The 25,249-nt window shown below is 60.6% G+C and carries 24 protein-coding genes; 17 read left to right on the forward strand and 7 right to left on the reverse strand.

The genetic code is table 11. From position 1 onward, the window contains the following. Positions 1 to 12: 12 nt before the first annotated feature. Positions 13 to 450, reverse strand: a complete 438-nt coding sequence (locus OC71_RS19815) for an Lrp/AsnC family transcriptional regulator (RefSeq protein WP_007915449.1) — start codon at positions 448 to 450, stop codon at positions 13 to 15. Positions 451 to 601: 151 nt separating this feature from the next. Here OC71_RS19815 and OC71_RS19820 point away from each other — a divergent pair, with 151 nt between their 5' ends. Next, positions 602 to 1,498 carry a DMT family transporter gene (locus OC71_RS19820; protein ID WP_041072623.1) on the forward strand — a complete coding sequence of 299 codons (897 nt, stop codon included), beginning with the start codon at positions 602 to 604 and terminating at the stop codon, positions 1,496 to 1,498. Here OC71_RS19820 and OC71_RS19825 read toward each other — a convergent pair. The 3 genes from OC71_RS19825 to OC71_RS19835 form a co-directional block, all read right to left on the reverse strand. Next, positions 1,485 to 3,374 carry an acyltransferase family protein gene (locus OC71_RS19825; RefSeq protein WP_041072625.1) on the reverse strand — a complete coding sequence of 630 codons (1,890 nt, stop codon included), beginning with the start codon at positions 3,372 to 3,374 and terminating at the stop codon, positions 1,485 to 1,487. The genes OC71_RS19820 and OC71_RS19825 overlap by 14 nt on opposite strands. Before the next feature lie 79 nt (positions 3,375 to 3,453). Next, complete coding sequence (locus tag OC71_RS19830) at positions 3,454 to 4,494, reverse strand: FUSC family protein (protein WP_177327924.1); 1,041 nt, start codon at positions 4,492 to 4,494, stop codon at positions 3,454 to 3,456. Positions 4,495 to 4,540: 46 nt separating this feature from the next. Next, positions 4,541 to 6,166 (reverse strand): NADP-dependent glyceraldehyde-3-phosphate dehydrogenase, encoded by a 1,626-nt coding sequence (locus OC71_RS19835; protein WP_041072629.1) that lies wholly within the window; start codon positions 6,164 to 6,166, stop codon positions 4,541 to 4,543. A gap of 381 nt (positions 6,167 to 6,547) precedes the next feature. Here OC71_RS19835 and OC71_RS19840 point away from each other — a divergent pair, with 381 nt between their 5' ends. The 15 genes from OC71_RS19840 to OC71_RS19910 all read left to right on the forward strand — a co-directional run bounded on the left by OC71_RS19840 (position 6,548) and on the right by OC71_RS19910 (position 21,736). Further along, on the forward strand, positions 6,548 to 6,901 hold the full coding sequence (locus OC71_RS19840; protein ID WP_041072631.1) for a cytochrome c5 family protein: 354 nt from the start codon (positions 6,548 to 6,550) through the stop codon (positions 6,899 to 6,901). A 76-nt stretch (positions 6,902 to 6,977) separates the two neighbouring features. Further along, complete coding sequence (locus OC71_RS19845) at positions 6,978 to 8,306, forward strand: D-arabinono-1,4-lactone oxidase (RefSeq protein ID WP_161794912.1); 1,329 nt, start codon at positions 6,978 to 6,980, stop codon at positions 8,304 to 8,306. A gap of 74 nt (positions 8,307 to 8,380) precedes the next feature. Then, positions 8,381 to 9,589, forward strand: coding sequence for a DSD1 family PLP-dependent enzyme (locus tag OC71_RS19850; protein ID WP_161794913.1), 1,209 nt, complete (start codon positions 8,381 to 8,383; stop codon positions 9,587 to 9,589). A gap of 464 nt (positions 9,590 to 10,053) precedes the next feature. Further along, positions 10,054 to 10,500, forward strand: a complete 447-nt coding sequence (locus OC71_RS28000) for a hypothetical protein (RefSeq protein WP_152620455.1) — start codon at positions 10,054 to 10,056, stop codon at positions 10,498 to 10,500. 358 nt (positions 10,501 to 10,858) lie between these two features. Beyond that, positions 10,859 to 11,470 carry a transposase gene (locus OC71_RS19860; protein WP_084234246.1) on the forward strand — a complete coding sequence of 204 codons (612 nt, stop codon included), beginning with the start codon at positions 10,859 to 10,861 and terminating at the stop codon, positions 11,468 to 11,470. Between the two features lie 57 nt (positions 11,471 to 11,527). Then, positions 11,528 to 13,126 (forward strand): ShlB/FhaC/HecB family hemolysin secretion/activation protein, encoded by a 1,599-nt coding sequence (locus OC71_RS19865; RefSeq protein WP_041072641.1) that lies wholly within the window; start codon positions 11,528 to 11,530, stop codon positions 13,124 to 13,126. Between the two features lie 12 nt (positions 13,127 to 13,138). Further along, a complete protein-coding gene (locus OC71_RS19870) occupies positions 13,139 to 14,938 on the forward strand; it encodes a DUF2341 domain-containing protein (protein WP_041072643.1) in 1,800 nt (599 codons plus the stop codon). Between the two features lie 11 nt (positions 14,939 to 14,949). Then, positions 14,950 to 15,375, forward strand: coding sequence for a biopolymer transporter ExbD (locus OC71_RS19875; protein WP_041072644.1), 426 nt, complete (start codon positions 14,950 to 14,952; stop codon positions 15,373 to 15,375). A gap of 3 nt (positions 15,376 to 15,378) precedes the next feature. Continuing rightward, entirely contained in the window at positions 15,379 to 16,083 is a 705-nt protein-coding gene (locus OC71_RS19880; RefSeq protein WP_041072646.1) for an energy transducer TonB, read from the forward strand. A gap of 39 nt (positions 16,084 to 16,122) precedes the next feature. Beyond that, complete coding sequence (locus tag OC71_RS19885) at positions 16,123 to 17,820, forward strand: putative porin (protein WP_041072647.1); 1,698 nt, start codon at positions 16,123 to 16,125, stop codon at positions 17,818 to 17,820. Positions 17,821 to 17,838: 18 nt separating this feature from the next. Continuing rightward, positions 17,839 to 18,468 carry a hypothetical protein gene (locus tag OC71_RS19890; RefSeq protein WP_041072649.1) on the forward strand — a complete coding sequence of 210 codons (630 nt, stop codon included), beginning with the start codon at positions 17,839 to 17,841 and terminating at the stop codon, positions 18,466 to 18,468. A 21-nt stretch (positions 18,469 to 18,489) separates the two neighbouring features. After that, a complete protein-coding gene (locus OC71_RS19895; protein WP_041072651.1) occupies positions 18,490 to 18,960 on the forward strand; it encodes a YbjN domain-containing protein in 471 nt (156 codons plus the stop codon). Next, positions 18,957 to 19,904, forward strand: a complete 948-nt coding sequence (locus OC71_RS19900) for a peptidylprolyl isomerase (RefSeq protein ID WP_041072652.1) — start codon at positions 18,957 to 18,959, stop codon at positions 19,902 to 19,904. The genes OC71_RS19895 and OC71_RS19900 overlap by 4 nt, the downstream gene beginning before the upstream one ends. A 165-nt stretch (positions 19,905 to 20,069) precedes the next feature. Beyond that, positions 20,070 to 21,050, forward strand: a complete 981-nt coding sequence (locus tag OC71_RS19905) for a LysR family transcriptional regulator (protein ID WP_041072654.1) — start codon at positions 20,070 to 20,072, stop codon at positions 21,048 to 21,050. A gap of 176 nt (positions 21,051 to 21,226) precedes the next feature. Beyond that, positions 21,227 to 21,736 carry a GNAT family N-acetyltransferase gene (locus tag OC71_RS19910; RefSeq protein ID WP_041072656.1) on the forward strand — a complete coding sequence of 170 codons (510 nt, stop codon included), beginning with the start codon at positions 21,227 to 21,229 and terminating at the stop codon, positions 21,734 to 21,736. A gap of 19 nt (positions 21,737 to 21,755) precedes the next feature. On the opposite strand, the gene OC71_RS19915 is transcribed toward OC71_RS19910, so the two are convergent. After that, positions 21,756 to 22,448 (reverse strand): aspartate/glutamate racemase family protein, encoded by a 693-nt coding sequence (locus OC71_RS19915; RefSeq protein ID WP_041072658.1) that lies wholly within the window; start codon positions 22,446 to 22,448, stop codon positions 21,756 to 21,758. 205 nt (positions 22,449 to 22,653) lie between these two features. Here OC71_RS19915 and OC71_RS19920 point away from each other — a divergent pair, with 205 nt between their 5' ends. Then, a complete protein-coding gene (locus tag OC71_RS19920; protein ID WP_041072660.1) occupies positions 22,654 to 23,145 on the forward strand; it encodes a hypothetical protein in 492 nt (163 codons plus the stop codon). A 193-nt stretch (positions 23,146 to 23,338) separates the two neighbouring features. On the opposite strand, the gene OC71_RS19925 is transcribed toward OC71_RS19920, so the two are convergent. Next, positions 23,339 to 23,557 carry a hypothetical protein gene (locus tag OC71_RS19925; RefSeq protein WP_041072662.1) on the reverse strand — a complete coding sequence of 73 codons (219 nt, stop codon included), beginning with the start codon at positions 23,555 to 23,557 and terminating at the stop codon, positions 23,339 to 23,341. Positions 23,558 to 23,575: 18 nt separating this feature from the next. Then, a complete protein-coding gene (gene ccoN, locus OC71_RS19930; protein ID WP_041072670.1) occupies positions 23,576 to 25,003 on the reverse strand; it encodes a cytochrome-c oxidase, cbb3-type subunit I in 1,428 nt (475 codons plus the stop codon). Between the last annotated feature and the right edge of the window lie 246 nt (positions 25,004 to 25,249).

Genomic DNA, 25,249 nt, shown 5'->3' on the forward strand with positions numbered 1-25,249 from the left:
CGCAAAAAGCACTCACGCCATCGGCGGCAACCGGCGTTTGACTGGTGTCTTCTTGACGATCGCGGTGTTGGTTTCGGCCAGCGTGTTGAGGCGGTCGAGCAGAGTGTCGAGCTGTTCCATCGAGCGCACGTGCAGGCGGGCGATGAAGCAATCTTCCCCGGTGACCTTGTCGCACTCGGTGAATTCCGGAATCGACAGGATCTGTCGTTCCACTTCCTGCAATTGCCCCGGTAACGGTCGCACCCGAACGATGGCCTGCAGTTGATAGCCGAAGCATTTCGGGTCGATCTCAACCGTATAGCCCTTGAGCACGCCGCGCTCCTCCAGGCGACGCAGGCGCTCGGCCACGCTGGGCGACGACAGGCCGCTGATCTGCGCCAGTGCCTTGAGCGAGCGGCGCGAGTCTTCCATCAGGGCGCTGATGAGGATCTGGTCGATATCGTCGGTCATGGCGCAACTCCGGCATTAGGCATTTGCGGGAAACCACCCGCGATAAAAAAGGTAGAAACCGAGTTTAGCCTGCTTTTTGCGCTGGAGGCGCAAAGAGCCTGCTTGGCATACTTTGGCCACGCTTTCGTCAAAACGTTTAGGGAGATCGATGATGGACAACTCAATCCGCCGTGGCTCATTGGAAATGACCGCCGCCATGCTGATTTCCGGGACCATTGGCTGGTTCGTGCTGGTCTCCGGGCAGCCGGTACTGGACGTGGTGTTCTGGCGCTGCGTGTTCGGCGCCGGTACCTTGCTGCTGATCTGCGCCGCGTTCGGCTTCCTGCGTCCGGGCATTCTGACCCGCACCACGTTCCTGCTCGCCGTGCTCAGCGGGGTGGCGATTGTCGGCAACTGGGTGTTGTTGTTCGGCTCGTATTCCCGGGCCTCGATCGCCATCGGCACGGCGGTCTACAACGTACAACCGTTCATGCTGGTTGGCTTGGCGGCACTGTTTCTCGGCGATAAAATCACCTTGCAGAAGCTGTTCTGGCTAGCGATTTCCTTCCTCGGCATGCTGGCGATCGTCAGCGCCCACGGCGGGCAGGGCGAGAGCGGTCACGAATATCTGCTGGGGATCGCGCTGGCGCTGGGCGCGGCGTTGCTTTACGCGATCGCGGCGCTGATCATCAAGCGTCTCACCGGCACGCCACCGCATCTGATCGCGCTGATCCAGGTCTGCACCGGAGTGCTGTTGCTCGCGCCGTTCGCGCACTTCAACGGTCTGCCGCAAACCAACGGAGCCTGGGCCAGCCTGGTGACGCTGGGCGTTGTTCACACTGGCCTGATGTACGTGTTGCTGTACGGCGCGATCCAGAAACTGCCGACCGCCCTGACCGGCGCACTGTCGTTCATCTACCCGATTGCGGCGATCTTCGTCGACTGGTTTGCCTTCGGCCATCGTCTGCAAATCCTGCAATGGGTCGGCGTGGCGGCGATTCTGCTGGCCGCCGCCGGGATGCAACAGGGCTGGGGCTTGAAAGCCCGGCGCCAGCTCAGATCGGTTTGAGCAGATCCTTGAACAGGCCTTTAAGCTGCTGATTGCCGGCATCCACCAGATGGTTGTCGTCAAAGTACAGCGGGACGCCGTCCATGGAGCCCATGCAGTGGCCATCGGGGCACAGGTACGGCGTCGGGTCGATTACCGTCGCGTTGCAGCGGCTGGCCGCAGCTTCGATGGTCGCGATGGCGATGCGATTGCGTCTCTCGTAAGCCTGTAACGGCAGGGAAATGTCCGAGGTTTGCCGGAACAACCGCTGATTCAGATTCAAACCCTTGTAGACGCTGAAAGGCATTTCCGGGATCGGTTTGACGATATACACCGGATGGTTTTCAGCGATCGAGCAGACCGTGCTGACGTACTCTTCGGTATAGGCTTCGGCAAACGCGGTCTGGCGCTCGGGAAAGGAAATCCGATAGCTGTTATCCCGCCCTGAATCCGCGTACAGCGCCGCGCGGCTGAACAGCACCACCGGGATCCCGGCATAGCCGGCCTTCAGTTGTTGCAGCTTTTCCTGATTGAAGCCTCGACATTGGCTTTCGACGGTCTTGTCGTGCATGGCGAAGTGCGTCAGGGTCGGGCAACCGCCCCGTGACCATGACAGTGCCGCTTGCGGGTTGTCCATCTGCACCGCCGCTGCTGTGGATTGCGCATGACTGTCGCCGTACAAAATCACCGACACATCCCCCGTGCCCAGTTTGCAATCCGCCGCCGCATAGGCATTCGGGTAGCACTCCTGCGGATACAGCTTGCTGGTGTATTCCGGCTGACCGAGTTCGACCAGCGCCGGGCGCCAATCGGGATGCTGCTTGACCAGCGACGACGTGACTGCCGACACGGCAACCACAGCCACCGTCAGCGACGCGAACTTGATTACTGTGCGTGTGGCGGTCGTACCTTTCTTCACCTTCGACTCAACCCTGTAGAAGGACAGGGTGCCGAGCGCGAAAGAGGCGATGATCGCGCCGATCACATGTGGCCAACTGGTCAACAGCCCGCACAAGTACAGCAGCACCACCAGCGGCCAATGCCACAGATACACCGAGTAGGAAATACTCCCGACAAATTGCAGCGCAGAATTGCTGCTGAACACCGACCGGGTATTGCCGTGAATCACCAGCATCGTCCCTAGCACCGGCAGCAGTGCCAAGTAGCCCGGCCACGGATCGGCTTCAGAAAAGCCCAGCACACTGACGGCAATCGCCAGTAGGCCGAGACTTTCGCAAATCGCGCCGCCGCGCGGGCTCAATCTTAGGGGAAACAGAAAAACCAGCCCGCCAGCGATCATTTCCCAGGCGCGGGTGGGCAGCATGTAGAACGCGAAAGTCGGGTTGAGGCGAGTCATGACGACGGACGCCAGCAGCGAAACCAACGCCAAGACAACCAGGGCAAAGCGGGTTTTATCGGCGCCGAAGCACTTGTGCAAACCCATGATCAGCACGGGATAGAGCAGATAGAACTGCCATTCGACCGACAGTGACCAGGTATGCAACAACCAGTTTTCATGCAGTGGCGCGGCAAAATAATTGCCGCTTTCGGCGAAACTGAAGTTCGAACTGAATAGCAGACTGCTCTTGATCGTGCGGATGGTTTCGCGCAAGTCGTCCAGCGGCAAGTAAAAGTAACCGAAGACCAGCAGCGTAACGCACAGTACCAGCAGGGCAGGAATGATGCGGCGAGCGCGGGAGGCGTAGAAACCGAGGAGGGAAAAGTTCTGCTGCTGCACGCCATTGACGATGATGCCGGTCATCAGGAAGCCGGAGATGACGAAGAATACGTCTACGCCGACGAACCCGCCCTCGAACCCTGGCACCTTGAAATGAAACAGCACGACCGACAGCACGGCCAGTGCCCGCAGGGCGTTGATACTCTTCCTGAATTGCATTTATGCGTCCATGTCACATCCGTTGTGCGGCGCATTGTAGTGATGATGTCGGCTTTGTTACATGGATTTTTCCGCTGATTCAGATGTTCCAGCGCGGCGCCGTCATCGCCAGGCGTTGGCGCAGCTCGCCAATGTTCGCGGCCAGTTGTCGGGTCAGTAACCGGTAACCGTCCAGCGTGTTGTACACCGGCGTGTCGAGGCTGGCGTCCGGTAATTCCAGCGGTCGCTGCAGGCGTTGCGTGGCGCCGGACTTCAGGGCCCGTGCCATGCCGATCAGTTGCACGCGGATCACCCGGTGCTCGGCCCGCAGCGCTGACTGCAGGTGCGCCATAGCGTCGGGGTCGTTGGCATCCGGGCGGGTGTTGCCGAGGATCTCCAGCGTGCTGACGCACATGCGCAGGTTGCGTTGAATCGCGTCTAGTTCGGTCATGGAGATTTTCACTTCCTTGGACACCGAAGGCATCAGTGAGCGCAATTGCACCATCACCGTGGCCACCCGGCCCATCAGCTTCAGATGTTCATCGGCGCTGACCGGTTGACCGCTGATGATTCGCCCGTACAAGGTGGCGCAATCGCGCAGGGCATCGGCCAGGTTGTAGCGCCACGAATACACCGCGTACAGCGGCAGGGCGAAGGAAAAGGCGAGGGCCAGGGCGATGCCGATCAGGATGTCGACCCCGCGCCACAAGCCGTCGGTGATCGGGTTGTCGCCATGTCCGGCGACAATGAACACCGTGATCGCTGACAGCAGGGCGGTGTAACCGCCCTTGCCGATGGCGTGATAGGAGAAAAATCCGCAGACCACCGCCATGGCAAAGTACGTCAGCCATGGCAGGCCCAGCCATGCCTGTTGCGCCACCAGCACCAGTCCGACGCCGGCACCGATCAGGGTGCCGGTGGCGCGTTCGGCGGCTTTTTTGCCGATGTTGCCGTGGTGCTGCAGGCCACCAATCACCACCAGCATGGTCACCGACGCCCACTCGCCGTGGGGCAGGTTGATGCCGGTGGTCAGCAGGATAGTTGCCAGCAGACCCAGCGCTACCCGCACCGCGTGAATCAGTCGGGCGTGCTGGTAGCGGCGATACGGGTCCAGCAACGGACGCAGGATTCGCCGCAGCAGCGGTGGCAGTCGGTGGGTGCTGAAGGTGCTCAGTGCAAAGTCCTCGTCAGAAGATGTAGTCGGTGGTCAGGAAGCTCGAATCGCGGCCGCGAATGATTTCGCTGATCAGGTCCTTGTTGCTGTCCTGGAACTTGGTCGCCACCAGTGTGCGGATCGAAAACACCCGCAGTGCATCGTGTACCGACAGCGTGCCTTCGGCGGAGTTCTTGCGCCCGTTGAACGGGTAGGTGTCCGGGCCGCGCTGGCACTGGGCGTTGAGGTTGATCCGCCCGACCTGGTTGGCGAAGGTGTCGACCAGTCGGCCGATCGCCACCGGGTTGGTGCCGAACAGGCTCAGTTGCTGGCCGAAGTCCGATTCCAGCACGTAATCGATCACGGTATCGAGGTGGCGGTACGGCACGATCGGCACCACCGGACCGAATTGTTCTTCGTTGTAGACACGCATCTGCGGCGTCACCGGGTACAGCACGGCGGGGTAGAAGAACGACTCGCGACTGGCGCCGCCGTTCGGGTTGACCACTTGTGCGCCCTTGCTCTGCGCGTCAGCCACCAGACCGTGCAGGTAGTCGACCTTGCCCGACTCCGGCAGCGGGGTCAGTGCCACGCCGCTGTCCCACGGCATGCCTGGCTTGAGCGTGGCAAGTTTGGCGTTGAATTTTTCGATGAAGGCGTCGACCACATCCTCATGCACAAACAGGATCTTCAATGCAGTGCAGCGCTGGCCGTTGAACGACAGCGAACCGGTGACCGCTTCGCTGACTGCGTTGTCCAGATCGACTTCGGGCAGGACGATGCCCGGATTCTTCGCATCCAGACCCAGCGCGGCGCGCAAACGGTGTGGTTTCGGGTGCAGTTTTTTCAGGTCGCTGGCGGCCTTGTTGGTGCCGATGAAGGCGAAGATATCGATCTTGCCGCTGGCCATCAGCGCGCTGACGGTTTCGCGGCCGCTGCCGTAGATCACGTTGATCACGCCGGTGGGGAAGCTGTCGCGGAACGCTTCAAGCAATGGGCGGATCAGCAGCACGCCGAGCTTGGCCGGTTTGAACACCACGGTGTTGCCCATGATCAGCGCCGGGATCAGCGTGGTGAAGGTTTCGTTCAGCGGATAGTTGTAAGGGCCCATGCACAGCGCGACACCGAGCGGCACGCGACGAATCTGGCCGAGAGTGTCCTGTTCCAGTTCGAACCGGCTGGAGCGGCGGTCGAGTTCTTTGAGTGCGTTGATGGTGTCGACGATGTAATCGCAGGTGCGGTCGAACTCTTTTTCCGAGTCCTTGAGGTTCTTGCCGATCTCCCACATCAGCAATTTGACCACGGCTTCGCGCTGCTGGCGCATACGGCCGAGGAACGCTTCGACGTGCTGAATGCGTTCGGCGACGCGCATGGTCGGCCACAGGCCCTGACCGCGATCGTAGGCACGCACGGCGGCATCAAGGGCGGTGAGGGCGGTGTCGGCATCCAGCAGCGGGGTGCTGCCGAGAATCACTTGTTCATCGCCATTCTCGCCGTGCAGGTACACCGGGCTGCGTACCGTGGCGAGCGGGCCGTCCCAGCGCCGCAGTTGGCCATCGACGAGGTATTCGCGTTGCTCGACCTGACCGTCGAGGCGGTATTTTTCCGGGATGTCGCTGACAGAAGGGAACAGGTTGCCAAGGATGTTTGCTGTGGTCATGTCGCTACCCCGTATTGATGTCCGTATGCAGATCCAAAAGTCTGTACAGGTTATACGCCTGAATACGCGGGAATTTAAACCCGTGAATGTCACGCGAATGTCACGCAGAGAGGCGGAACAGAGCGGAATCAGCAACGCCGTTTACCCTGTGGGAGCTGGCTTGCCAGCGATTAGGCCGGCACTTGCGCGACTTTCATTGGCTGACACTCCGCTATCGCTGGCAAGCCAGCTCCCACAAGTTTTGTGGTGCTGTCCGAGCCCGAGCTCAATCCTGGCTGGCCCCGGATGGCCCCCTCGTTGTCCGGCAATGCCCTCAACCCGCTGCCGTGCCTGCCTTAAGGTGTGATCACAACAATAAGCGCTACCCAGGCGAGGATCGTTATGCGGGCAATCCCACTCACTTTTATGCTGGCGCTGTCTGTCGCCCTGTGCGGCTGCGGCGAAAAAGCTGCACCGCCGGCGACCACTCACAACGCCACGCCCTCCGACCCGGCACTGGCGCAGATCTACGCCAACAGCTGCCAGCTGTGCCACGCCAACCCGGCCGCCAACGCGCCGTTGACCGGCGACCGCAAGGCCTGGGAACCACGCCTGCGGCAGGGCACCGACACCCTGCTTGATCACGCCATCAACGGCTACAACGGCATGCCGCCGATGGGCCAGTGCGTCGAGTGTTCGGAAGAACAATTCCTGCAACTGATCGGCTTCATGGCCGATCAGCCCCTCCCACAATAAGGGCGCGCGCATGAGCATGGATCTGACACGCCGTCAGTTGTTGCAACGGGCAAGTATCGTCGGCGCGTTCAGCGCGCTGGCTTCCAATCCGGCGCTGGGCCAGTTGATGCGCGCGCCACGGCTGATTCCCTGGCGCAACTGGTCGGGCGGGCAGAGTTGCCTGCCGGCGGCGCGGGTAGCGCCAAAGAATCTGGATGAATTGACCGCAGTCATCCAACAGGCACCGGGCAAGATTCGTCCGGTAGGTTCGGCGCATTCCTTCAGTGCGCTGGTGCCCACCGACGGTACGTTGCTGTCGCTGAGCTACTTCAACGGTCTGCTCGATCACGACCCGAAAACCCTGCAAGCCGAATTCGCCGCCGGTACGCCGATGTCGCGTATGGGCAAGCCGCTCAAGGACATCGGCCAGGCCCTGCAAAACATGGCCGACATCGATTACCAGACCCTCGCCGGCGCCATTTCCACCTCGACTCACGGTACCGGCAAAAACTTTCAGTCTTATTCGGCGCACGTCTGCGGGATGCAGCTGGTGACCGCCAGTGGCGAGGTATTGGACTGCGACAGCCAGCGTCATCCGGACGTATTCAACGCTGCCCGGGTATCCCTTGGTGCGTTGGGTGTTGCCACTAAAGTCCGCTTGCAAAACCGTCCGGCGTATCGTCTGCGGGAAACCCAGTGGATCGCCAAGACCGAAGAGCTGCTTGAAGATCTGGACAAGAACACCCGCGAAAACCAGCACTGGGAAATGCTCGTGGTCACCCATTCCGACTACGCCTTGTCCATCGCCCTCAACGAAACCGGCGACCCGGCCACACCGCCGATCCCGCCCGAGGAGGAGGGTGGCAACGAGTTCGTGACCCTGATCGAGAAGATCGACAAGTACGGCAGTGACTTCCCCGGCCTGCGCACCTCGTTGCTCAACAGCTTGCGGCATCTGGCGAGTTTCGATGATCGAGTCGGTGACTCGTTCGACATCTACGCCAACGTGCGCACCGTGCGCTTCAACGAGATGGAGTACTCGGTGCCCGCCGAATACGGCCCAGCCTGCCTGCGTGAAATCCTCAAGCTGATTCAGGACAAGGACCTGCGCACCTGGTTTCCCATCGAGTACCGCTACGTCAAGGCCGACGACATTCCACTGAGCATGTTCGAGGGCCGCGACAGCTGTTCGATCTCGGTGCACCAGCATTATGAGATGGACCATCACAACTTCTTCGCCGCGGTCGAACCGATTTTCTGGAAGTACAACGGCCGCCCGCACTGGGGCAAATTGCACACGCTCAATGCGCGCACCCTGCAACCGCTTTACCCGCGCTGGCGCGAGTTTTTCGACGTACGCCAGGCACTGGACCCGAGCGGACGTTTTCTCAATGCGCATCTGTCGTCAATTCTGGGGGTGAACTGATGGCGGTCAATCGACGCAATTTTCTCCTCGGCACGCTGGGTGTCGGCGCTTTGTTAGTGGGCGTGGGCGCCTGGCTGCGACCGAGTGATCGTGGCGGCCCGTACAGCGAGTATTTTCGCGCGCTGAATAAAGAGTTGAAAGACCACGGCCCAATGCGTCCGGTGCTTTTGATCGATCTGGATCGGCTCGACCACAACATCGACGTGGTCATGCAGTCGGTGCGACGCGGCGGCAAGCAATTGCGATTGGTGGAGAAATCCCTGCCGTCACCGGGACTGTTGAGCTACATCGCGCAACGGGCCGGGACGCAAAAGCTCATGTCGTTTCACCAGCCGTTCCTCAATCACGACGCTGTCACGTTTCCCCAGTCCGACATCCTGCTCGGCAAGCCGCTGCCGGTGCGTTCGGCACAGCTGTTCTATCAAACCCACAAAGGTCCGTTCGACCCGACGAAGCAACTGCAATGGCTGATCGACAATCCCGAACGTCTGCAGCAATACCTGGCGCTGGCGCAGGGACTCGGCACACGGATGCGCATCAACATCGAGCTGGATGTCGGCCTGCATCGCGGCGGGGTCAGTGATGTGAATGTGTTGGGGCAGATGCTCACGCTGATCTGCGCCAATCCACAGCATCTGCAGTTCGCCGGGTTCATGGGCTACGACCCGTTCGTGGGCATGGGCGTGCCGGGGATTCTCGGTTCGCCCGAGGAACTGTTCGCCAAGGTGATGGTGATTTATCAGCGCTGCGTGGATTTCACCCGCCAGCAGTTTCCGGCGTTATGGAATGACCACTTGTGCCTTAACACCGCCGGCAGCCCGAGTTACCGCATTCACGAAAACGAGACACTGAGCACCGAAGTGTCGGTGGGCACGGCGATGCTCAAACCGACGCATTACGACCTGCCGTCGCTGGTTGACCATGTGCCGGCGACCTACATCGCCACCCCGGTGTTGAAGAGCACCGGCGCGGTGAACATCCCGGCGCTGGATGACCAGTCGAAGCTGCTGTCGTGGTGGGATGTCAATCAGCGCCAGACCTTTTTCATTTACGGCGGCAACTGGATGGCCGAGTTCGAATCACCGACCGGACTACAGAGCAACGGCGTGTATGGCCGCAGTTCGAATCAGGAAATGGTCAACGGTTCTGACGCGGTCGGCCTGACCGTCGAAGATCAAGTGTTCCTGCGTCCGACCCAGACTGAAGCAGTGTTATTGCAGTTTGGTGATTTATTGGCGGTGCGTAAGGGCAAGGTCATCACCAATTGGCCTGTTTATTCCTGACGTCGATTTCGATAATTGCAGGTGATTTAATGGCTTGCGCGATTATTGATATTGATTGGAAGACTGAAAGTTTTTATTTGAGGTTTTCTGATCGTAGTCAGCATTTTTCTGCGGTGGCTTTCACTGCTGGAAGCTCGGATAACTCTCCGGACTATTTGTATAAAGAAAAGTGTGACTGGGATGGCGCAGACATATTTATTGTCCTGTCGTCAAAAAGGCGGTTGGAATGTTTAATCTGGGTATGAAGCAGATAAAGTCGGGCCGGGGACGGATGTAGTCACTGTGCATGGATGGTTTGATCTTTCATGTTGCTTGCGATCTCTATTTTCACATTTAAAATATTTTCCTTGTCAACTGTCAGATTTGACAGTTGAGGAAAACTTTACCCTCTGTGATAAATAACCTCGACCGCATGATTTAAAAAATTGTGCCGTTGAATAATTTATCAAAAAAGGTAAATAGCTATGAAAAGCGATTATAAAGAGCGCATTGAAGCAAAATCAGATGCAGCGGGTGAGTTTGTAGTAAATGTGGATGGACACGGGCAGATCAATCAACGTGATCTCTATCTTCGAGAAAAGGAAAAGGGTTTCGAAATCGGAGTCAAGGACGATCCTCCGGGAAGTATGCCGCCTACAAAGGTCTTTTTTATCGAATTCCCTGATAAACTTGCTCCTGCAGTATACGACATCAAACAACTGAAGCGTGTCCTGTATGCGGACTATTCTGAATGGCACGATTATGTGTTTATTGCCGAGAGTGGAACTGTCACAGTAAAAAGCTATCAGGATTCCCCTCGCCGAGCATCGGGAGATTTTACCATGGTAGGGCGTTTAGAAGGAAGTCCGCGCCCCATACCCGGTCCGGATGTTTTTACAATTTCCGGAAATTTTAATTTGAAGGCAATATAGCGCTGTCATTGAAAGTTACTGACTTCGGTAATATGAAAAAAAACTCAGGCCGTGAAAGTTATCGGTGTCATCTCGGTTGGTTATCATTTAGATGGCACCGTTTTAAATGGCAATATTCTTAAACCAAATGCTCAACATTACGGTGTGTCAGCCGATGCAGACCGCTTCCTGAGTAGGCTCGCTCCAGCATTTTGATCTACTTACACCTGAATCCTCCCGCCAGCCAAACTCCAATAATGAAGCTTTTATGACAAAAGTTCGGTAGCACATAGCCAGTCCGGTCATGCCTATGTAACGCGCTTGAGGGGCCTAACAGGGCGCTTTTCACAAGCCGAGGCGGGACGCCGGGAGTGAGGCAATGGGGACTATGGAACGCTACTCGAAAGTGGGCATGCAGGAGCTCGATCAGCGCCTGTCGAAGATCGTCGAAGCGGCGCGCAAGAAACCGGTGTCGGTGTATCGCTACGGCGCACCGTGGGTCTGGATCGTCTCGCAGGATGACTGGCAGGGCGCCTTGAAAGAGGTCTCCAGCTACATTCCGCCAGGCCATTCGCTGGTGTTGCTGCGCCCGCAAATCGACGACTTGTTTGCGGCCCACCAAGGCCTGCTGCACGAACTCAATGCCGAGCCCGGCATGCTCATCCCCGCACAAACCGTCATGCACATCCTGCTCCTGCAACTGCTGTATTCGGTGCCCAGCGAGCAGCAACTGTATGAACAACTCAATTACAACCTGCTGTTCCGTTGGTTCGTCGGTCTTGGCCTGAACCAGAAAGTCTGGAGTTTCAATGTCCTCAGTCGCGACATCGCCACGCTGCTCAACGAGCCACGTGCGGTGCTGCTCATTCAAAAAATCATTGGCGAAGTGTTCTGCGGTGCTTTGCTGCAAATGCCTGAGTTCTCCTTGAACTTCGCGCTGCTGCACACCTGGCTCGGCAAGCACAGCGGTGCCTCGACAGTCAGCAACTGACGCAACACACAAGGCGCGCAACAGCGCCACCAGGTCATCGCGAATTCAGGGGGTAGTGTGGATCAGATTTTCACGTCACGGCTGGCGCTGTGGGGCTGGCTGCTGGTGACGGCCGGCGCGCAACCGGCATTCGCCGAAGAAGCTGCTGAAGCTGCTGCGCCGCAACGTCTGGTGGACGTCAACGAATACTTCGTGCGCGGCAACACTGTGCTCGACGCGCGGGCGATTGAAGAAGCGGTGTACCCGTTTCTCGGCCCGCAAAAAGCCATGACTGACATCGAAGGCGCCCGCGATGCCCTGCAAAAGGCTTATCAGCAGCGCGGCTACCAATCGGTGTTCGTCGAGCTGCCGGAACAAGCGGTGTCCAACGGCATCGTCTACCTGCAAGTCAGCGAAACCAAGGTCGGCCGCGTGCGTGTGGTCGGCGCCAAACACTATTCGCCGCTGGACATCCGCGACAACGTCCCGGCCCTGAAAGAAGGCGAGGTGCCGGACTTCGCCAAGGTTCAGGGCGAACTGGCGCAGCTCAATAAAACCCCTGGCCGTCAGGTCATGCCGCTGGTGCGCGAAGGTCAGCGCCCCGGCACCATGGACGTCGATTTGCAGGTCGAAGACCACAACCCGTGGAGCGCCAGCGTCGGCCTCAACAACGATTACAGCGCCGACACCGAGAAGCTGCGCGCCGTGACCAGCCTCGGCTACAACAACCTCTGGCAACTCGGCCACAGCATCAACCTGACGTACTTCACCGCGCCGCAAGACACCGACAACGCCAAGGTCTGGTCGGCTTCCTACACAGCGCCGCTGACCGAGCGCTGGAGCGTGCAATTCTCCGGTTATCAGTCCGACAGCAACGTCGCCACCCTCGGCGGCAGCAACGTGTTGGGCAAGGGCCATTCCTACGGCGTGTCGGCAATCTACACGCTGCCATCCAGCGGCAACTGGTCGAACTCGCTGTCGGCCGGCATCGACTTCAAGGATTTCGACGAACGCCTGACCCTGTCCGGCGAGAGCGACAAGGTGCCGCTGAAATACGCGCCGTTCACCTTCGCCTACAACGGCTTCCGTTACACCGAAAAGAGCCAGCTAGGCCTCGGCCTGAGTCTGGTAGCGGCCACCCGCAGCATCTTCGGCTACGGCAGTTCCGACGAAGACTTCGACTACAAACGCTACCGCGCCAACCCGAGTTTCGCGGTGGTCAAGGGCGACAGCAACTTCACCTGGACCTTCGACAACGATTGGCAAAGCGCGAGCAAAGGCGCGTTCCAATTGGCGTCGGGGCCACTGGTCTCCAACGAACAATTCTCCGCCGGCGGCGCTACTTCGGTGCGCGGCTATCTGGCGGCGGAACGTACCGGGGATGACGGGGTGCTGCTCAGTCAGGAACTGCGCACGCCGTCACTGGCGAAATACGCCGGCAGCTGGATGCAGGAATGGCGCTTCTACGCCTTCGCCGAAGGCGCGCAACTGTACCTGCGTGACGAGTTGCCGGATCAGGACGCCAGTTACGCCCTGGCCAGCGTCGGCCTCGGCACCCGCGCCAGCCTGAGCAAATGGCTGTCCGGCAGCCTCGACTGGGGCTACCCGCTACTCGAAGGGCCGAACACCTCGAAGCAGGCGTCGCGCCTGCACTTCAACCTTCAAGCCACGTTCTAAAGGAGCAAGTTCATGCAGCGCCTCATTCTTTCGTTGTTGATCTGCCTGGGCTTCGTGCTCCCGGCCACGGCGCAGGCCTGGTGGCAGGACGACTGGCATTACCGCAAACAGATCGCCGTCGACACCACGCCGCAGGGTGCCGGGATCAACCAGGCGCTGGGCCGCACCGCGCTGCTGGTGCGCCTGCACACCGGCAATTTCACCTTCGATGGCGTCAAGGAAGACGGTGCGGACCTGCGCTTCGTCGCCGCTGATGACAAGACCGTGCTCAATCACCAGATCGAAAGCTTCGACGCGTTGATGGGCATGGCGCTGATCTGGGTCGATGTGCCGAATGTCGAGGGCGGCCAGCGTCAGGACATCTGGATGTATTACGGCAACCAGAAGGCCCCGGCCACCGGCAACGGCCAGTTGACGTTCGATCCGAATTACACCGCGCTGTATCACTTCGACGGCGCCACCGGCACCCCGGCCAAGGACACCACCGCCTACGGCAACACCGCGCAAAGCGCCACTGGCGCGGCGATTGACGGTGTAGTCGGGCGCGCCTTGCAGTTCAGCGGCCAGCCGTTGCTGCTGCCGGCCAGCCCATCGTTGCAGCACAACGCGGGCAGCGCGTTCACCTTCAGTGCGTGGCTGCGGCTGGACCAGGCCAATGGCGAACAACTGATTTTGGCCCGCCGTGAAGGCGCCAACAGTCTGCTGGTCGGGGTCAATCAAGGCGTGCCGTTCGTGGAGATCGACGGCCAGCGCGCGGTGGCTACTCAACCATTGAATCCCGGCCAATGGCAGCATGTCGCGCTGACCGCCGAAGGTTCGAAAGTCAGCCTGTACATCAACGGTCGTGAGGGCGCGACCCTCGCGCAAGCGATGCCGGCGTTCAATTCAGTGATGGCGGTTGGCGGTGATCTGGCCGCTGGCCCGTACCAGCCATTTGTGGGGGCCATCGACGAACTGCGCTTGTCGAAAGTCGCCCGTCCCGCAGCGTTGCTGCTGGCCGATGCAACCTCGCAAGGCGCGGAGTCGAAACTGGTGGCCTACGGCGTCGACGAAGAGCAGTCCGGCTTCGGTTTCGGCAGCCTCGGTTTCCTGCTCAACGCCGTACCGGTGGACGCCTGGGTGATCATCGCCGTGCTGGTGCTGATGATGTTCCAGTCGTGGATCATCATGCTGCGCAAGAACCGCACCCTCAGCCGCGTGAGCAAGGCCAACCAAGACTTCCGCGAGCAGTTCGCCAAGGTCGGCACCCGTCTGGAGATGTTCGCCGACGACGCGCAACTGGCCCAGCGTCTGCAACACTCGCCGCTGTGGCGCCTGTACTCGGTGGCGGTCAAGGAAATCCGTACTCGCCGCGAGCAGGGCGCCGATACCTCTTCGGTGTCTGCCGCGACCATCGAAGCCATTCGCTGCTCGATGGACGGCGTGCGCACTCGCGAGAACCAGGCCCTCAGTTCGAAACTCTCGACCCTGTCCAACGCCATCGCTGGCGGCCCGTACATCGGCCTGCTCGGCACCGTGTTGGGGATCATGGTGGTGTTCCTCGGCACCGCCATGGCCGGCGACGTCAACATCAATGCCATCGCGCCGGGCATGGCGGCGGCGTTGCTCGCCACGGCGATGGGTCTGTTTGTCGCGATCCCGGCGCTGTTTGGCTACAACCGCTTGATCACCCGTAACAAGGAAGTCAGCGCCGACATGCGCGTGTTCGTCGACGAGTTCATTACCCGTCTGGCGGAGATGCACGGTGCAGGTCAGTCCAGTGAAGCGGCGCATCAGCGCAGCCATCACGCCAACCACTCCGTACCCGCCTGAGGAGCATTGCCATGGCGTCCGTAAATGCCTCCCACGACGATGACGAAGATGCAGCGGTGGACAGCATCAACATCACGCCACTGGTGGACGTGCTGATGGTGGTGCTGGTGATGTTCATCCTCACCGCCACCGCGCAGGTCTCCGGGATCCAGATCAACCTGCCCAAGGCCAGCGCCGCGGTGTCGCTGTCGGAGGCCAAGACCAAGGCGATTTCGGTCAATGACGGCGGTCAGGTGTTCCTCGACGCCTACCCGGTGACCCTTGCGGAGCTGGAAGAACGCCTGCGTATCGAGAAGGCGCAGAGCCCGGACTTCCCGGTGATCGTGCGCGGCGACGCCACGGTGCAGTACCAGAAGGTCATTGAAGTGCTGGATCTGTTGCGCCGGCTCGAACTGTCTCAGGTCGGTCTGGTGACCGGCAAACCGACGCAGGGCTGAGTGATGACCGCACAACTCCCGATTGAGCCACTGCCGGTGAAGCGCTCGCCGTTGCGTTACCTGAAGTGGGGCGCCGGGCTGCTGCTCGGCGCGCTCGCCGCGTGGTTCCTGTGGCAGTGGGCCAATGACATGAGCGGCATCCGCCGTGAAGCGCCGAAGGTGCCGACGATCATTCCATTGCCGCCACCGCCGCCGCCACCTCCGGAAAAACCACCGGAGCCGGAAACCCCGGTGGAAGAAAAAGTCGTCGAGCCCGAGCCCACGCCCGAGCCGCAAGAGGTCAAGCCCGAGGAGGAGGCGCCGCCTTCACCGGCGGACGATCTGGCCAACCCGATGCAAATCGAAGGCGACGCCCAGAGCGGCAATGACGCTTTCAACATCGGCGCCGGCAAGGGCGGCGGCATGGCCGGAGCGGGTGGCGGACGCTTGGGCACTGGCACCTACAGCCAGTTCCTCGCGTTCACTTTTCAGCGTTTGCTGCGCGAGAACCCGGACCTGCGCAACCTCGCGTTTTCGCTGCAGGCCGATGTGTGGCTGAGCAGCGTCGGCGAAATCACCCGGGTCGAGCTGGTCAAGTCCAGCGGCAAGCCCGAGATCGACACTCAGGTGCTGGCCGCATTGCGTAACGCGCCCCATCTGAGCGAACGGCCACCGGCCTCCATTACCTTGCCTGTGCGCCTGTCCCTGCAAGGGCGGCGTCCGGGTTAACCGAATTCATAAAGCTGTATGAAAAGGAGTTGTGTGCAGATGATTTCCAACGTGAATCGATTGTCCCTGGCGGTCGGCATGGTCATCGCGACCCTGGTCGGTCAGGCCGCGGCAGCGCCTGCGCCCTCGGAGAACGCCACGATCAATCTGATCCGCTTGCTGGTCGAGCAGGGCATTCTGAAACAGGACAAGGCCGATGCGCTGATCGCCCAGGCGCAGAACGAAGCCGCCCAGGCCAAGCAGGCTGCGGCTTCGACTGCGGTGGTGGCAGGTCCGGTGGCCGCACCGGGCGATGTGCGCGTGCAGTACGTGCCGGCCGCGGTACGCGACCAGATCCGCGATCAGGTCAAGGCCGAAGTCATGGCCACCGCCAAGCAGGAAAACTGGGCCGCGCCCAACACCTTCCCGGACTGGGCATCGCGCATCAGCTTCGACGGCGACATTCGTCTGCGTGACGAATCGCGCTACTACTCGGGCAGCAACAGCAACGAAATCGTCGACTTCGCCAAACTCAACAACAACGGCCCGTACGACGTGAACCCCAACAGCAGCACCAACCTGCCGCCGTTGCTCAATACCCGTGAAGACCGCACCAACCTGTTCCGGCTGCGCGCGCGGCTAGGGATGAAAGCGGTGATCTCGCCAGAATGGACTGCCGGCATCCGCATCGGCACCGGCTCGGACAACAACCCGGTATCGACCACGCAGAACCTCGGCGGCGGTTTTGCCAAGAAAGACATCTGGCTCGATCAGGGTTACCTGAACTGGAAACCGACCGATGAGCTGACCCTGACCGGCGGGCGTTTCGCCAACCCGTTCATGTCCACCGACATGCTCTATTCCAACGACCTCAACTTCGACGGTGTGGCGGCGATTTTCGACCACAAGCTCAACCACGACTGGGGCGTGTTCGGCACCGTCGGTGCGTTCCCGGTGGATTACACCAACGACACCACCACCAGCAACGGTTTCGACAAGGAAGAAAGCGACAACAAGTGGCTGTACGGCGCGCAGCTTGGCGCCAAGTGGGCGATCAACAGCAACAACCGCCTCAAGGGTGCGTTGGCCTATTACCGTTTCGACGACATTCAAGGCCAACGCTCCAGCCCTTGCGCACCGTGGGCCGGCGCTCCGGGCTGCGACACCGACGGCACTCGAGCGGCGTTCATGCAGAAGGGCAACAGCGTGTTCCTGTTGCGCGACATCACGCCGAACCCGGCCAACCCGACCACCACGCCGCAGCCGCAATTCGTTGGTCTTGCGTCGGAATTCAACCTGCTCGACCTGAACCTGGTATGGGACGCCGATCTGCCGCAAGACTTCAAATTGCGCAGCCAGGGCAACTACATCCACAACCTCGGTTACGACGAAGGCGACATGCGCAAGCGCTCCGAGGGGCAGATCGTCAACAACCTCAACAGCAACGGCGAGATCCAAAGCGGCGCCAATGCGTGGATGGTCCAGTTCACCCTTGGCAACGCGCTGGACCTGAAGAAGCAGGGCGACTGGAACCTGTTCGCCGGCTACAAGTACATCCAGCCGGACGCCTTGCCTGATGGCTTCAACGACTCGTCGTTCCACCTCGGCGGCACCAACGCCAAGGGCTATATCCTCGGCGGCAACTACGGTCTGGCGAAGAACGTCTACGCCACCGGCCGCTGGATGAGCACCGAGGCCGTGTACGGTGCGCCGTTCGACATCGACGTCTTGCAGCTTGAGATCAACACGCGCTTCTAAGGCGCCGGGAGTACGGTCATGCACGCACGAGTTTTACTGTTGGGGCTGAGTTTTTTCATTGCACATGGCGCGCACGCCGAAGGCATGGAGGAGCGTCTGCGTACCCAGTTGCGCAGCACCACTCAGCAGTTGCAGGCCCTGCAAAGTCAGCAGGCCCAGGCCAGCGCCGCGCAACTGGCGGCGCAGAATGAGGCCAAGGCCGCGCAGGCGCAGATCAAGCAATTGACCGCTGAACTGGCCAAGGCCAGAGGCGTGGCCGAACAGTTGGCCGGCCAGCAGCAGAATCTGCACAGCCAGGCGCAAGCGCAAGTCGCCGCCAGCAGCGAACAGGTCGGCAAATTCAAGAAGGCCTACGACGAGTTGCTGGTCATGGCCCGTGCCAAAGAGGCAGAACGGTCTAAGCTTCAAGCGCAATTGGCTGAACGTGACACACAAGTGCAGCAATGTTCAGTCAAGAATCAGCAGATGTACGGCGTCGCCAAACAGATCCTCAGCGCCTACGAAAACATCGATGTCGCCGAGGTGATGAAGATCCGCCAGCCCTTCGCGGGCAGCGCCCGGGTCAAGTTCGATGAACTGGCCCAAGGTTTCGGTGACGAGCTCTACAAGACTCAATTCGACGCGCCGCGAGCCGCGCTCGCGCATTGATTAACAAACAAGGAAGAAGTCATGACTCAATTGATCAGCCATGTGTCCCCGCAATCCCTGACCGAAGTCCTGCAAGCGGCCGGTTATCGCGTCAACCAGACCGAACAGAACGGCATCGTGCAGTTGCTCAGCGCCAGTCAGGGCATCGGTTATGCCGTGCGTTTCGGCAACCCGGCGGTGGAGCAGGGCAGCTATGTCGATTTCACCTTCAGCTGCGCGCTGCGGGTGCAAGGTGAGTTGCCACAAGGTGTGGCCGAGCAGTGGAACGCCACCCGGCGTTTTGCCCGGTTGTCATTGCAGGGCGAATTTCTGGTGATGGAAATGGACGTGGTGGTCGCGGCGGGTGTGAGCAACGATCACCTGCGTGGCAGCCTGGAGCTGTGGGACCGTTTGCTGCAGGAGTTCATCGTCTATCTGCGTGATTTCACCCAGGCCGCGCAAGCCTCGACAGCCAAAGTCGCGGTCGCCGAACAAGAGGAAGTCGCGCTGTGAAAAAGCCTGCCATGGTGATCGGCGCCGGGGCAGTGGCGCTGTTGGTGGTAGCCGTGGCACTGGTGCTGCGACCGGGCACTGACCCGGTTGCCGCCCAGCAATCGTCGCCCTTGGCGGCGGTTGCTGCGGGGCCGGCAGTGGCGCGGTTGGGCAATCAGCAGGTGACGCCACAGGAGTTGCAGGCATTGCTGGCGACATTGCCACCGGCAAGTGCCGAGCAACTGCGCGGCAACCGTGAAGCACTGGAGCGCTGGATTCGTACCCGTCTGGCAGAGAAAGCGGTGCTGGAGCAGGCCGATGCTCAGGGCTGGGCGCAGCGTCCGGACGTGGTGCGGCAAACCCGCGCTGCCACTGAGCAGATCGTCTTTCGCGATTATTTGCGCTCGGTCAGCACCGTGCCGGCGGACTACCCGAGTACGGCCGAGTTGCAACAGGCGTACGACGCCGGCAAAGCCAACTGGATGACCCCGCCGTTGTATCGGGTCAGCCAGATTTTCCTCGCGGTGCCGGATGCCCAGAGCCTGGACGCCGTGCGCAAACAGGCGGCCGAGCTGAGCAAGAAAGCCCAGAACACGCCGGGGGATTTTGCCGCGCTGGCGACTCAGTATTCGCAGGATCGCCTGACCGCCGAACGCGGCGGCGACACCGGGCTGCAACCGTTGCAGCAACTGGTGCCGGAGGTACGGGGTGCGGTGGCGAAACTGAAGGTCGGTGCGGTGTCCGAGCCGGTGCAGAGCGCGGCGGGTTTCCATGTGATCAAACTCACCGAACAGCAACCGGCGCGTACCGCGACCCTCGACGAACTGCGCGATCAACTGACCCAGGCCTTGCGGGCGCAACGCCAGGAGCAGATTGCCCAGGCGTATCTGGACGGGATGCTCAATACCGCGACGCTGAGTATCGACGGGGCTGAGCTGAACAAGGTCCTCGAAACCCACCAATAACCCTGTGGGAGCTGGCTTGCCAGCGATGGCGGAGAGTCAGGCAACACAGGGGCTGGATGTGAGTCCCCCATCGCTGGCAAGCCAGCTCCCACAGGATCTTCACCGGTTCAGACGTTCCATACCGCGCCGGAAGCATCAACAACAAAGATCGACAGGGAGTCATCGATGTCATTCACCGAACCCGCAGGACGACAGGGTAGCCCCGACTATCGCTGGGCACAGGGCGAGCGCGAGCCGTGGCTGGCGCAAGCCGCGACCATCGAAGCCGAGGTCGCGCAATATTTTCTGGTCAGTGCTCGCTGCGGTTGCTTTATGCAGGCGGCGCGCAGCCTCAACGTGCGCTCGACCTTGCTGCGCAAACAATTGGCGCAGCTTGAGCAAACGCTGCAGCACGCGCTGTTCAGCTTTCAAGGCAGCGTCTTGAGCCTGACCCGTGAAGGTCAGCAGTTGCAGGCGCAACTGGTGGCGCTGGCCCACGAACGCAGGCTGCCGGTGGTCGAGCAGCCGCTGATCCGCTTGGCGGTTGCCGAATCAATTCTGCATGACATCCTCGGTCGCGACCTGATCGCGTTGCTGCGGCGCAATGCCAGCGTGCGCCTGGAGATCATTGCGCTGGACAGCGAACTGGCGCTGCGCGCGGTCAGTGCCGACGTGGTGCTGTGGCTGGCCCACGGCGGAACCCCCAGCCCCGGCCCGACCTTTGCCACCAGCCAGCCGCAGGCGCTGGCGCGGCTTGACTACCTGCCGCACATCGCCAAACGCTATTCCCGCGTCACCGCGCGCCCGGCCAGTGCCGACGACCTCAGCGATTTCATGCTGGTGCAATGGCAGCACGACCGGCAGATCGACAGCTTTCGGCCGTGGAATGAACTGGTTGAACAGCGCCTGGCCGGTGTGGTGCAGATGCAGTCTTACGAGCTGATGCTGGAAATGATCCGCTGCAGCGCGTGCATCGGCCTGCTGCCGGCGTACATGAGCCGCTTCGATCGCGGGTTGATCGCGCTGCCAGGGCTGTTTGACGAGCCGATGCAGTTGCAGGCATGGCTGGCGGTGAATGCTGAATCCCGGCACGTCGGCGAAGTGCAAACTCTGGTCGAACTGATTCAACACACCTTCAACGAGCGCCAGGAGTGGTTTCAGACCTGACCCGATCCCCTTTGCCCACAATCCCTGTAGGAGCTGCCGCAGGCTGCGATCTTTTGATCTTGCTTTTAAACGACAAGATCAAAAGATCGCAGCCTGCGGCAGCTCCTACAGTTTGTATGTGTTTGAACAAGCAGTTTAGAGTGATTGGCCACCCATCGATCCAGGAAGGATCCGCCATGCCCGAGCACAACCCCGCCATCACCCTTGAACGCTTCAATGAATCGCACATCGAGGCCGTCACCGCTCTGTACAACGATCCGGCGGTGACCCGGCAGGTGTTGCAGATGCCGTTTCAATCTACCGAGATCTGGCGTCAGCGGCTGCTGGCGGAGAACGAGCGGATGGTCAAACTGGTGGCGCTGCATCAGGGCGCGGTGGTCGGTCATCTTGGCCTGGAAAACTATTCACGAATCCGTCGCGCCCATGCCGGCAGTGTCGGCATGGCGGTCGCCGTGGCGTGGCAAGGCAAAGGGGTCGGTTCGACACTGCTGGCGGCGGCGCTGGACGTCGCCGACAACTGGATGAACCTGCACCGGGTCGAACTCTCGGTGTACGCCGACAACGAGGCGGCCATCGGTCTGTACCGCAAGTTCGGCTTCGAGAACGAAGGCCTGTTCCGTGACTACGCGGTGCGCGACGGGCAATGGGTCGACACGCTGAGCATGGCCCGCCTGCGCCGTCGATAAGCCAAAAAATCCTGTGGGGTCAGTCACCCAGCGCGAACGCCACCGCCGCCTGCGCATGCCGCTCGGTGGTGTCGAGCAGGGGCAGGGCGCTGTGTTCGGGTTTGACCAGCAGACCGATTTCCGTGCAGCCGAGGATGATCGCCTGGGCACCGCGCGTGGTCAGCGATTCGATCACTCGCTGATAGATTTTGCGTGATTCGTCACTGATCACTCCGACGCACAATTCGTCATAGATGATCCGGTGCACGTCCTTGCGCTCGGCGTCGTCCGGCACCAGTACCGTCAGACCCTGCGCAATCAGGCGCTGCTTGAGAAAGTCCTGCTCCATGGTGAACGCCGTGCCGAGCAGACCGACCGTGCGCGCATCGATGGCCAGTGCTGCCTGCGCCGCCGGCTCGGCAATGTGCAGGAACGGAATGCTGATCGCTGCCTGAATCTGCGCCGCGACCTTGTGCATGGTGTTGGTACACAGCACCACGCATTCGGCGCCGCCGGCCTCGAGCCTGCGCGCGGCATCCACCAGAATCGCCGCCGCATCGTCCCAGCGCCCAGCGTGCTGGGCCTGTTCGACCGGGCCGAAGTCGACGCTGTACATCAGGATTTGCGCCGAGCGCAGCGGACCGAGGCGGTCGCGGACCTGTTGATTGATGAGTCGATAATATTCAGCGCTGGATTCCCAGCTCATGCCGCCGATCAAGCCGATGGTACGCATTGAAATTCCTCGTTCAATGGCCCGTATTGGAAAAGTCGGGCTCCGGCCGAGTGTCCATCGGTTGCACGACGGATGCCAGTACAAAGCAACTGTACCGTTGATCCATTTGCCAAGTGTCACGGTGTCGACGTTCGAGGTTAAACGTACGCCGGTACGCCGATCTGTCACTATCGACTCTCGCAGGCTCTCTCCGAGGAACGTACCGATGAACGACGTACAACAACTGGGCGAAATGCTTCGTCACTATGCCGAGAGTGAAGCGCACAAGAAGCAACTGTTCCAAACCCAGTCGCAGGCGTGGGCCAGCCGCATCACCGAACTGTTCGGCCAGATCCAGCAATGGCTGGAACCGGTGCAGGCACCGAACCTGCTGGAGGTGAGCCGCGAAGCTTACGTCGCATTCGGGCCGAGCACCCCGGTGGAAACCTCGACCTTCAACACCGAAAAACTGAGCATCGTGATCGCCGGCAAAATGGTGGAATTCGTGCCGGACGTGATGGGCAGCGCCGGGCAGATTTCTCTGGCGGTGATGGGCCTGACCGCGGCGCGCTATGGCAGCATTTCGCTGGTGGGGTTGCCGAGCGGCGAGTGGCAGTGGCGCAAAACCAATGGCCTGAAGGATCCGGACACCTTTGTGTTTGATGCGGACTTTCTTGCACAGCAGTTGCAGAGCCTGATTCCCCGCGACCGCGCCTAAGATCAAGCGCTAACCCCCCCCTCACCCCAACCCTCTCCCCCAAGGAGGCGAGGGGGAAGGGAGCCTACCGGGTGCAATTCGAAAACTTGAGTTCGGCTCGGAATCTCAGGTCGGTGCATCTCGAAAGTACAACGCGGTCAGTTCCCTCTCCCTTGGGAGAGGGCTAGGGTGAGGGGCATGTCACTGACACCCCTCACATCTCCAGATTGATCCAGCCCGGTTTCGCCTCTTCCGGCGCCACCGCTTTCACGGTTTTGCCGGTGGCCAGTTCCACCCGCCGTGCCACCTCCGGATCATCAGCAAACGGCACCATGCTCGCATCGTCGAGGCTCTCTGAAGTCTGATGGCGCAGGCAGTACTCCACCGCCAGCCACAGAAACACCACCCCCAACACGTTCAAGAAAATCTCCATCCTCTTCGGCTCCCTGCCTCAGGCGATCTGCGCCTGACTGCGCGCCAGCGCCACGTCGGCGACCCGCACCGTGCGCCAGACGTTGTAGGCCATCAGCAGCATGCCGCTGAGGAAAAACACCCCGCCGGCAAAGCGCACGATGAAGCCCGGATGACTGGCCTGCAGCGCCTCGACAAACGAGTAGGTCAGCGTGCCGTCCTCGTTGATCGCCCGCCACATCAGGCCCTGGGTGATGCCGTTGACCCACATCGAGGCGATGTACAGCACCGTACCAATGGTCGCCAGCCAGAAGTGCAGGTTGATCAGCGGCGTGCTGTACATCTGCTCGCGGCCAAAGACTTTCGGCACCATGTGATACGTCGCGCCGAAGGTGATCATCGCCACCCAGCCCAAGGCCCCGGCGTGAACATGGCCGATGGTCCAGTCGGTGTAGTGGGAGAGGGCGTTGACGGTTTTGATCGCCATCATCGGCCCTTCGAACGTCGACATGCCGTAGAACGCCAGCGATAGGACGAGGAAGCGCAAAATCGGATCGGTGCGCAACTTATGCCAGGCGCCCGACAAGGTCATCATGCCGTTGATCATCCCGCCCCAGCTCGGCGCCAGCAGGATCAGTGACATCGCCATGCCGAGGGACTGCGCCCAGTCCGGCAGCGCGGTGTAGTGCAAGTGGTGCGGGCCGGCCCAGATGTACAGGGTGATCAGCGCCCAGAAATGCACGATCGATAACCGGTACGAATACACCGGGCGATTAACCTGTTTCGGCACGAAGTAATACATCATTCCGAGAAAGCCCGTGGTCAGGAAGAACCCCACCGCGTTATGCCCGTACCACCACTGCACCATGGCATCGGTGGCCCCGGAATACACCGGATAGGACTTGAACCAGTCCACCGGGATCGACAGGTGATTGACCACGTGCAGCATGGCGATCACCAGAATGAACGCGCCAAAGAACCAGTTGCCGACGTAGATGTGTTTGGTCTTGCGCTGCACCACGGTGGTGAAAAACACGATGGCATACGCCACCCAGACCACCGCCATCCACACCGCGCCGGAGAATTCGATCTCGGCGTATTCCTTGGTGGTGGTGTAGCCCATTGGCAGGGTGATCAGCATGATCACGATCACCGATTGCCAGCCCCAGAAGGTGAAGGCCGCGAGCTTGTCCGAATACAGCCGCACCTGGCAGGTACGCTGCACCGCGTAGTAACTGGCGGCGAATTGCGCGCTGCCGGCGAAACCGAAAATCACCAGGCTGGTGTGCAATGGCCGCAAGCGGCCGAAGGTGGTCCAGGGCAGGTCGAGGTTCATCTCCGGCCACACCAGTTGCGAGGCGATCCATACCCCCATCGCCATGCCGGCGACACCCCAGAACACCGTCGCGATAACGAATTGGCGGACGACCTTGTAGTTATAAGCCTGTCCGATTGTTGCTGTGCTCATGGTCAGTTCTTCCACGGTTGCAAAGTCTTGCCAGGCCACCCTGGTCTGGCACGAGCTGCACTGTAGGAATACCGCCAGAAACAAAACAGGCTCAGGAATCTTTCATTTGTACGGATCAGATTGGAGTGCTGACTGCGGCGTTCTGCCGCGCCCTGATACGGTTTTTATCGTTTCAGGTGAATCTGTTGTGTGCTGCGCTGCTCGTCCATAGTGCCTTTACGAAAACTGTGGGAGGGAGCCTGCTCG

This window comes from Pseudomonas sp. W15Feb9B, assembly GCF_000828175.1.
Classification (GTDB): Bacteria; Pseudomonadota; Gammaproteobacteria; order Pseudomonadales; family Pseudomonadaceae; genus Aquipseudomonas; species Aquipseudomonas parakoreensis.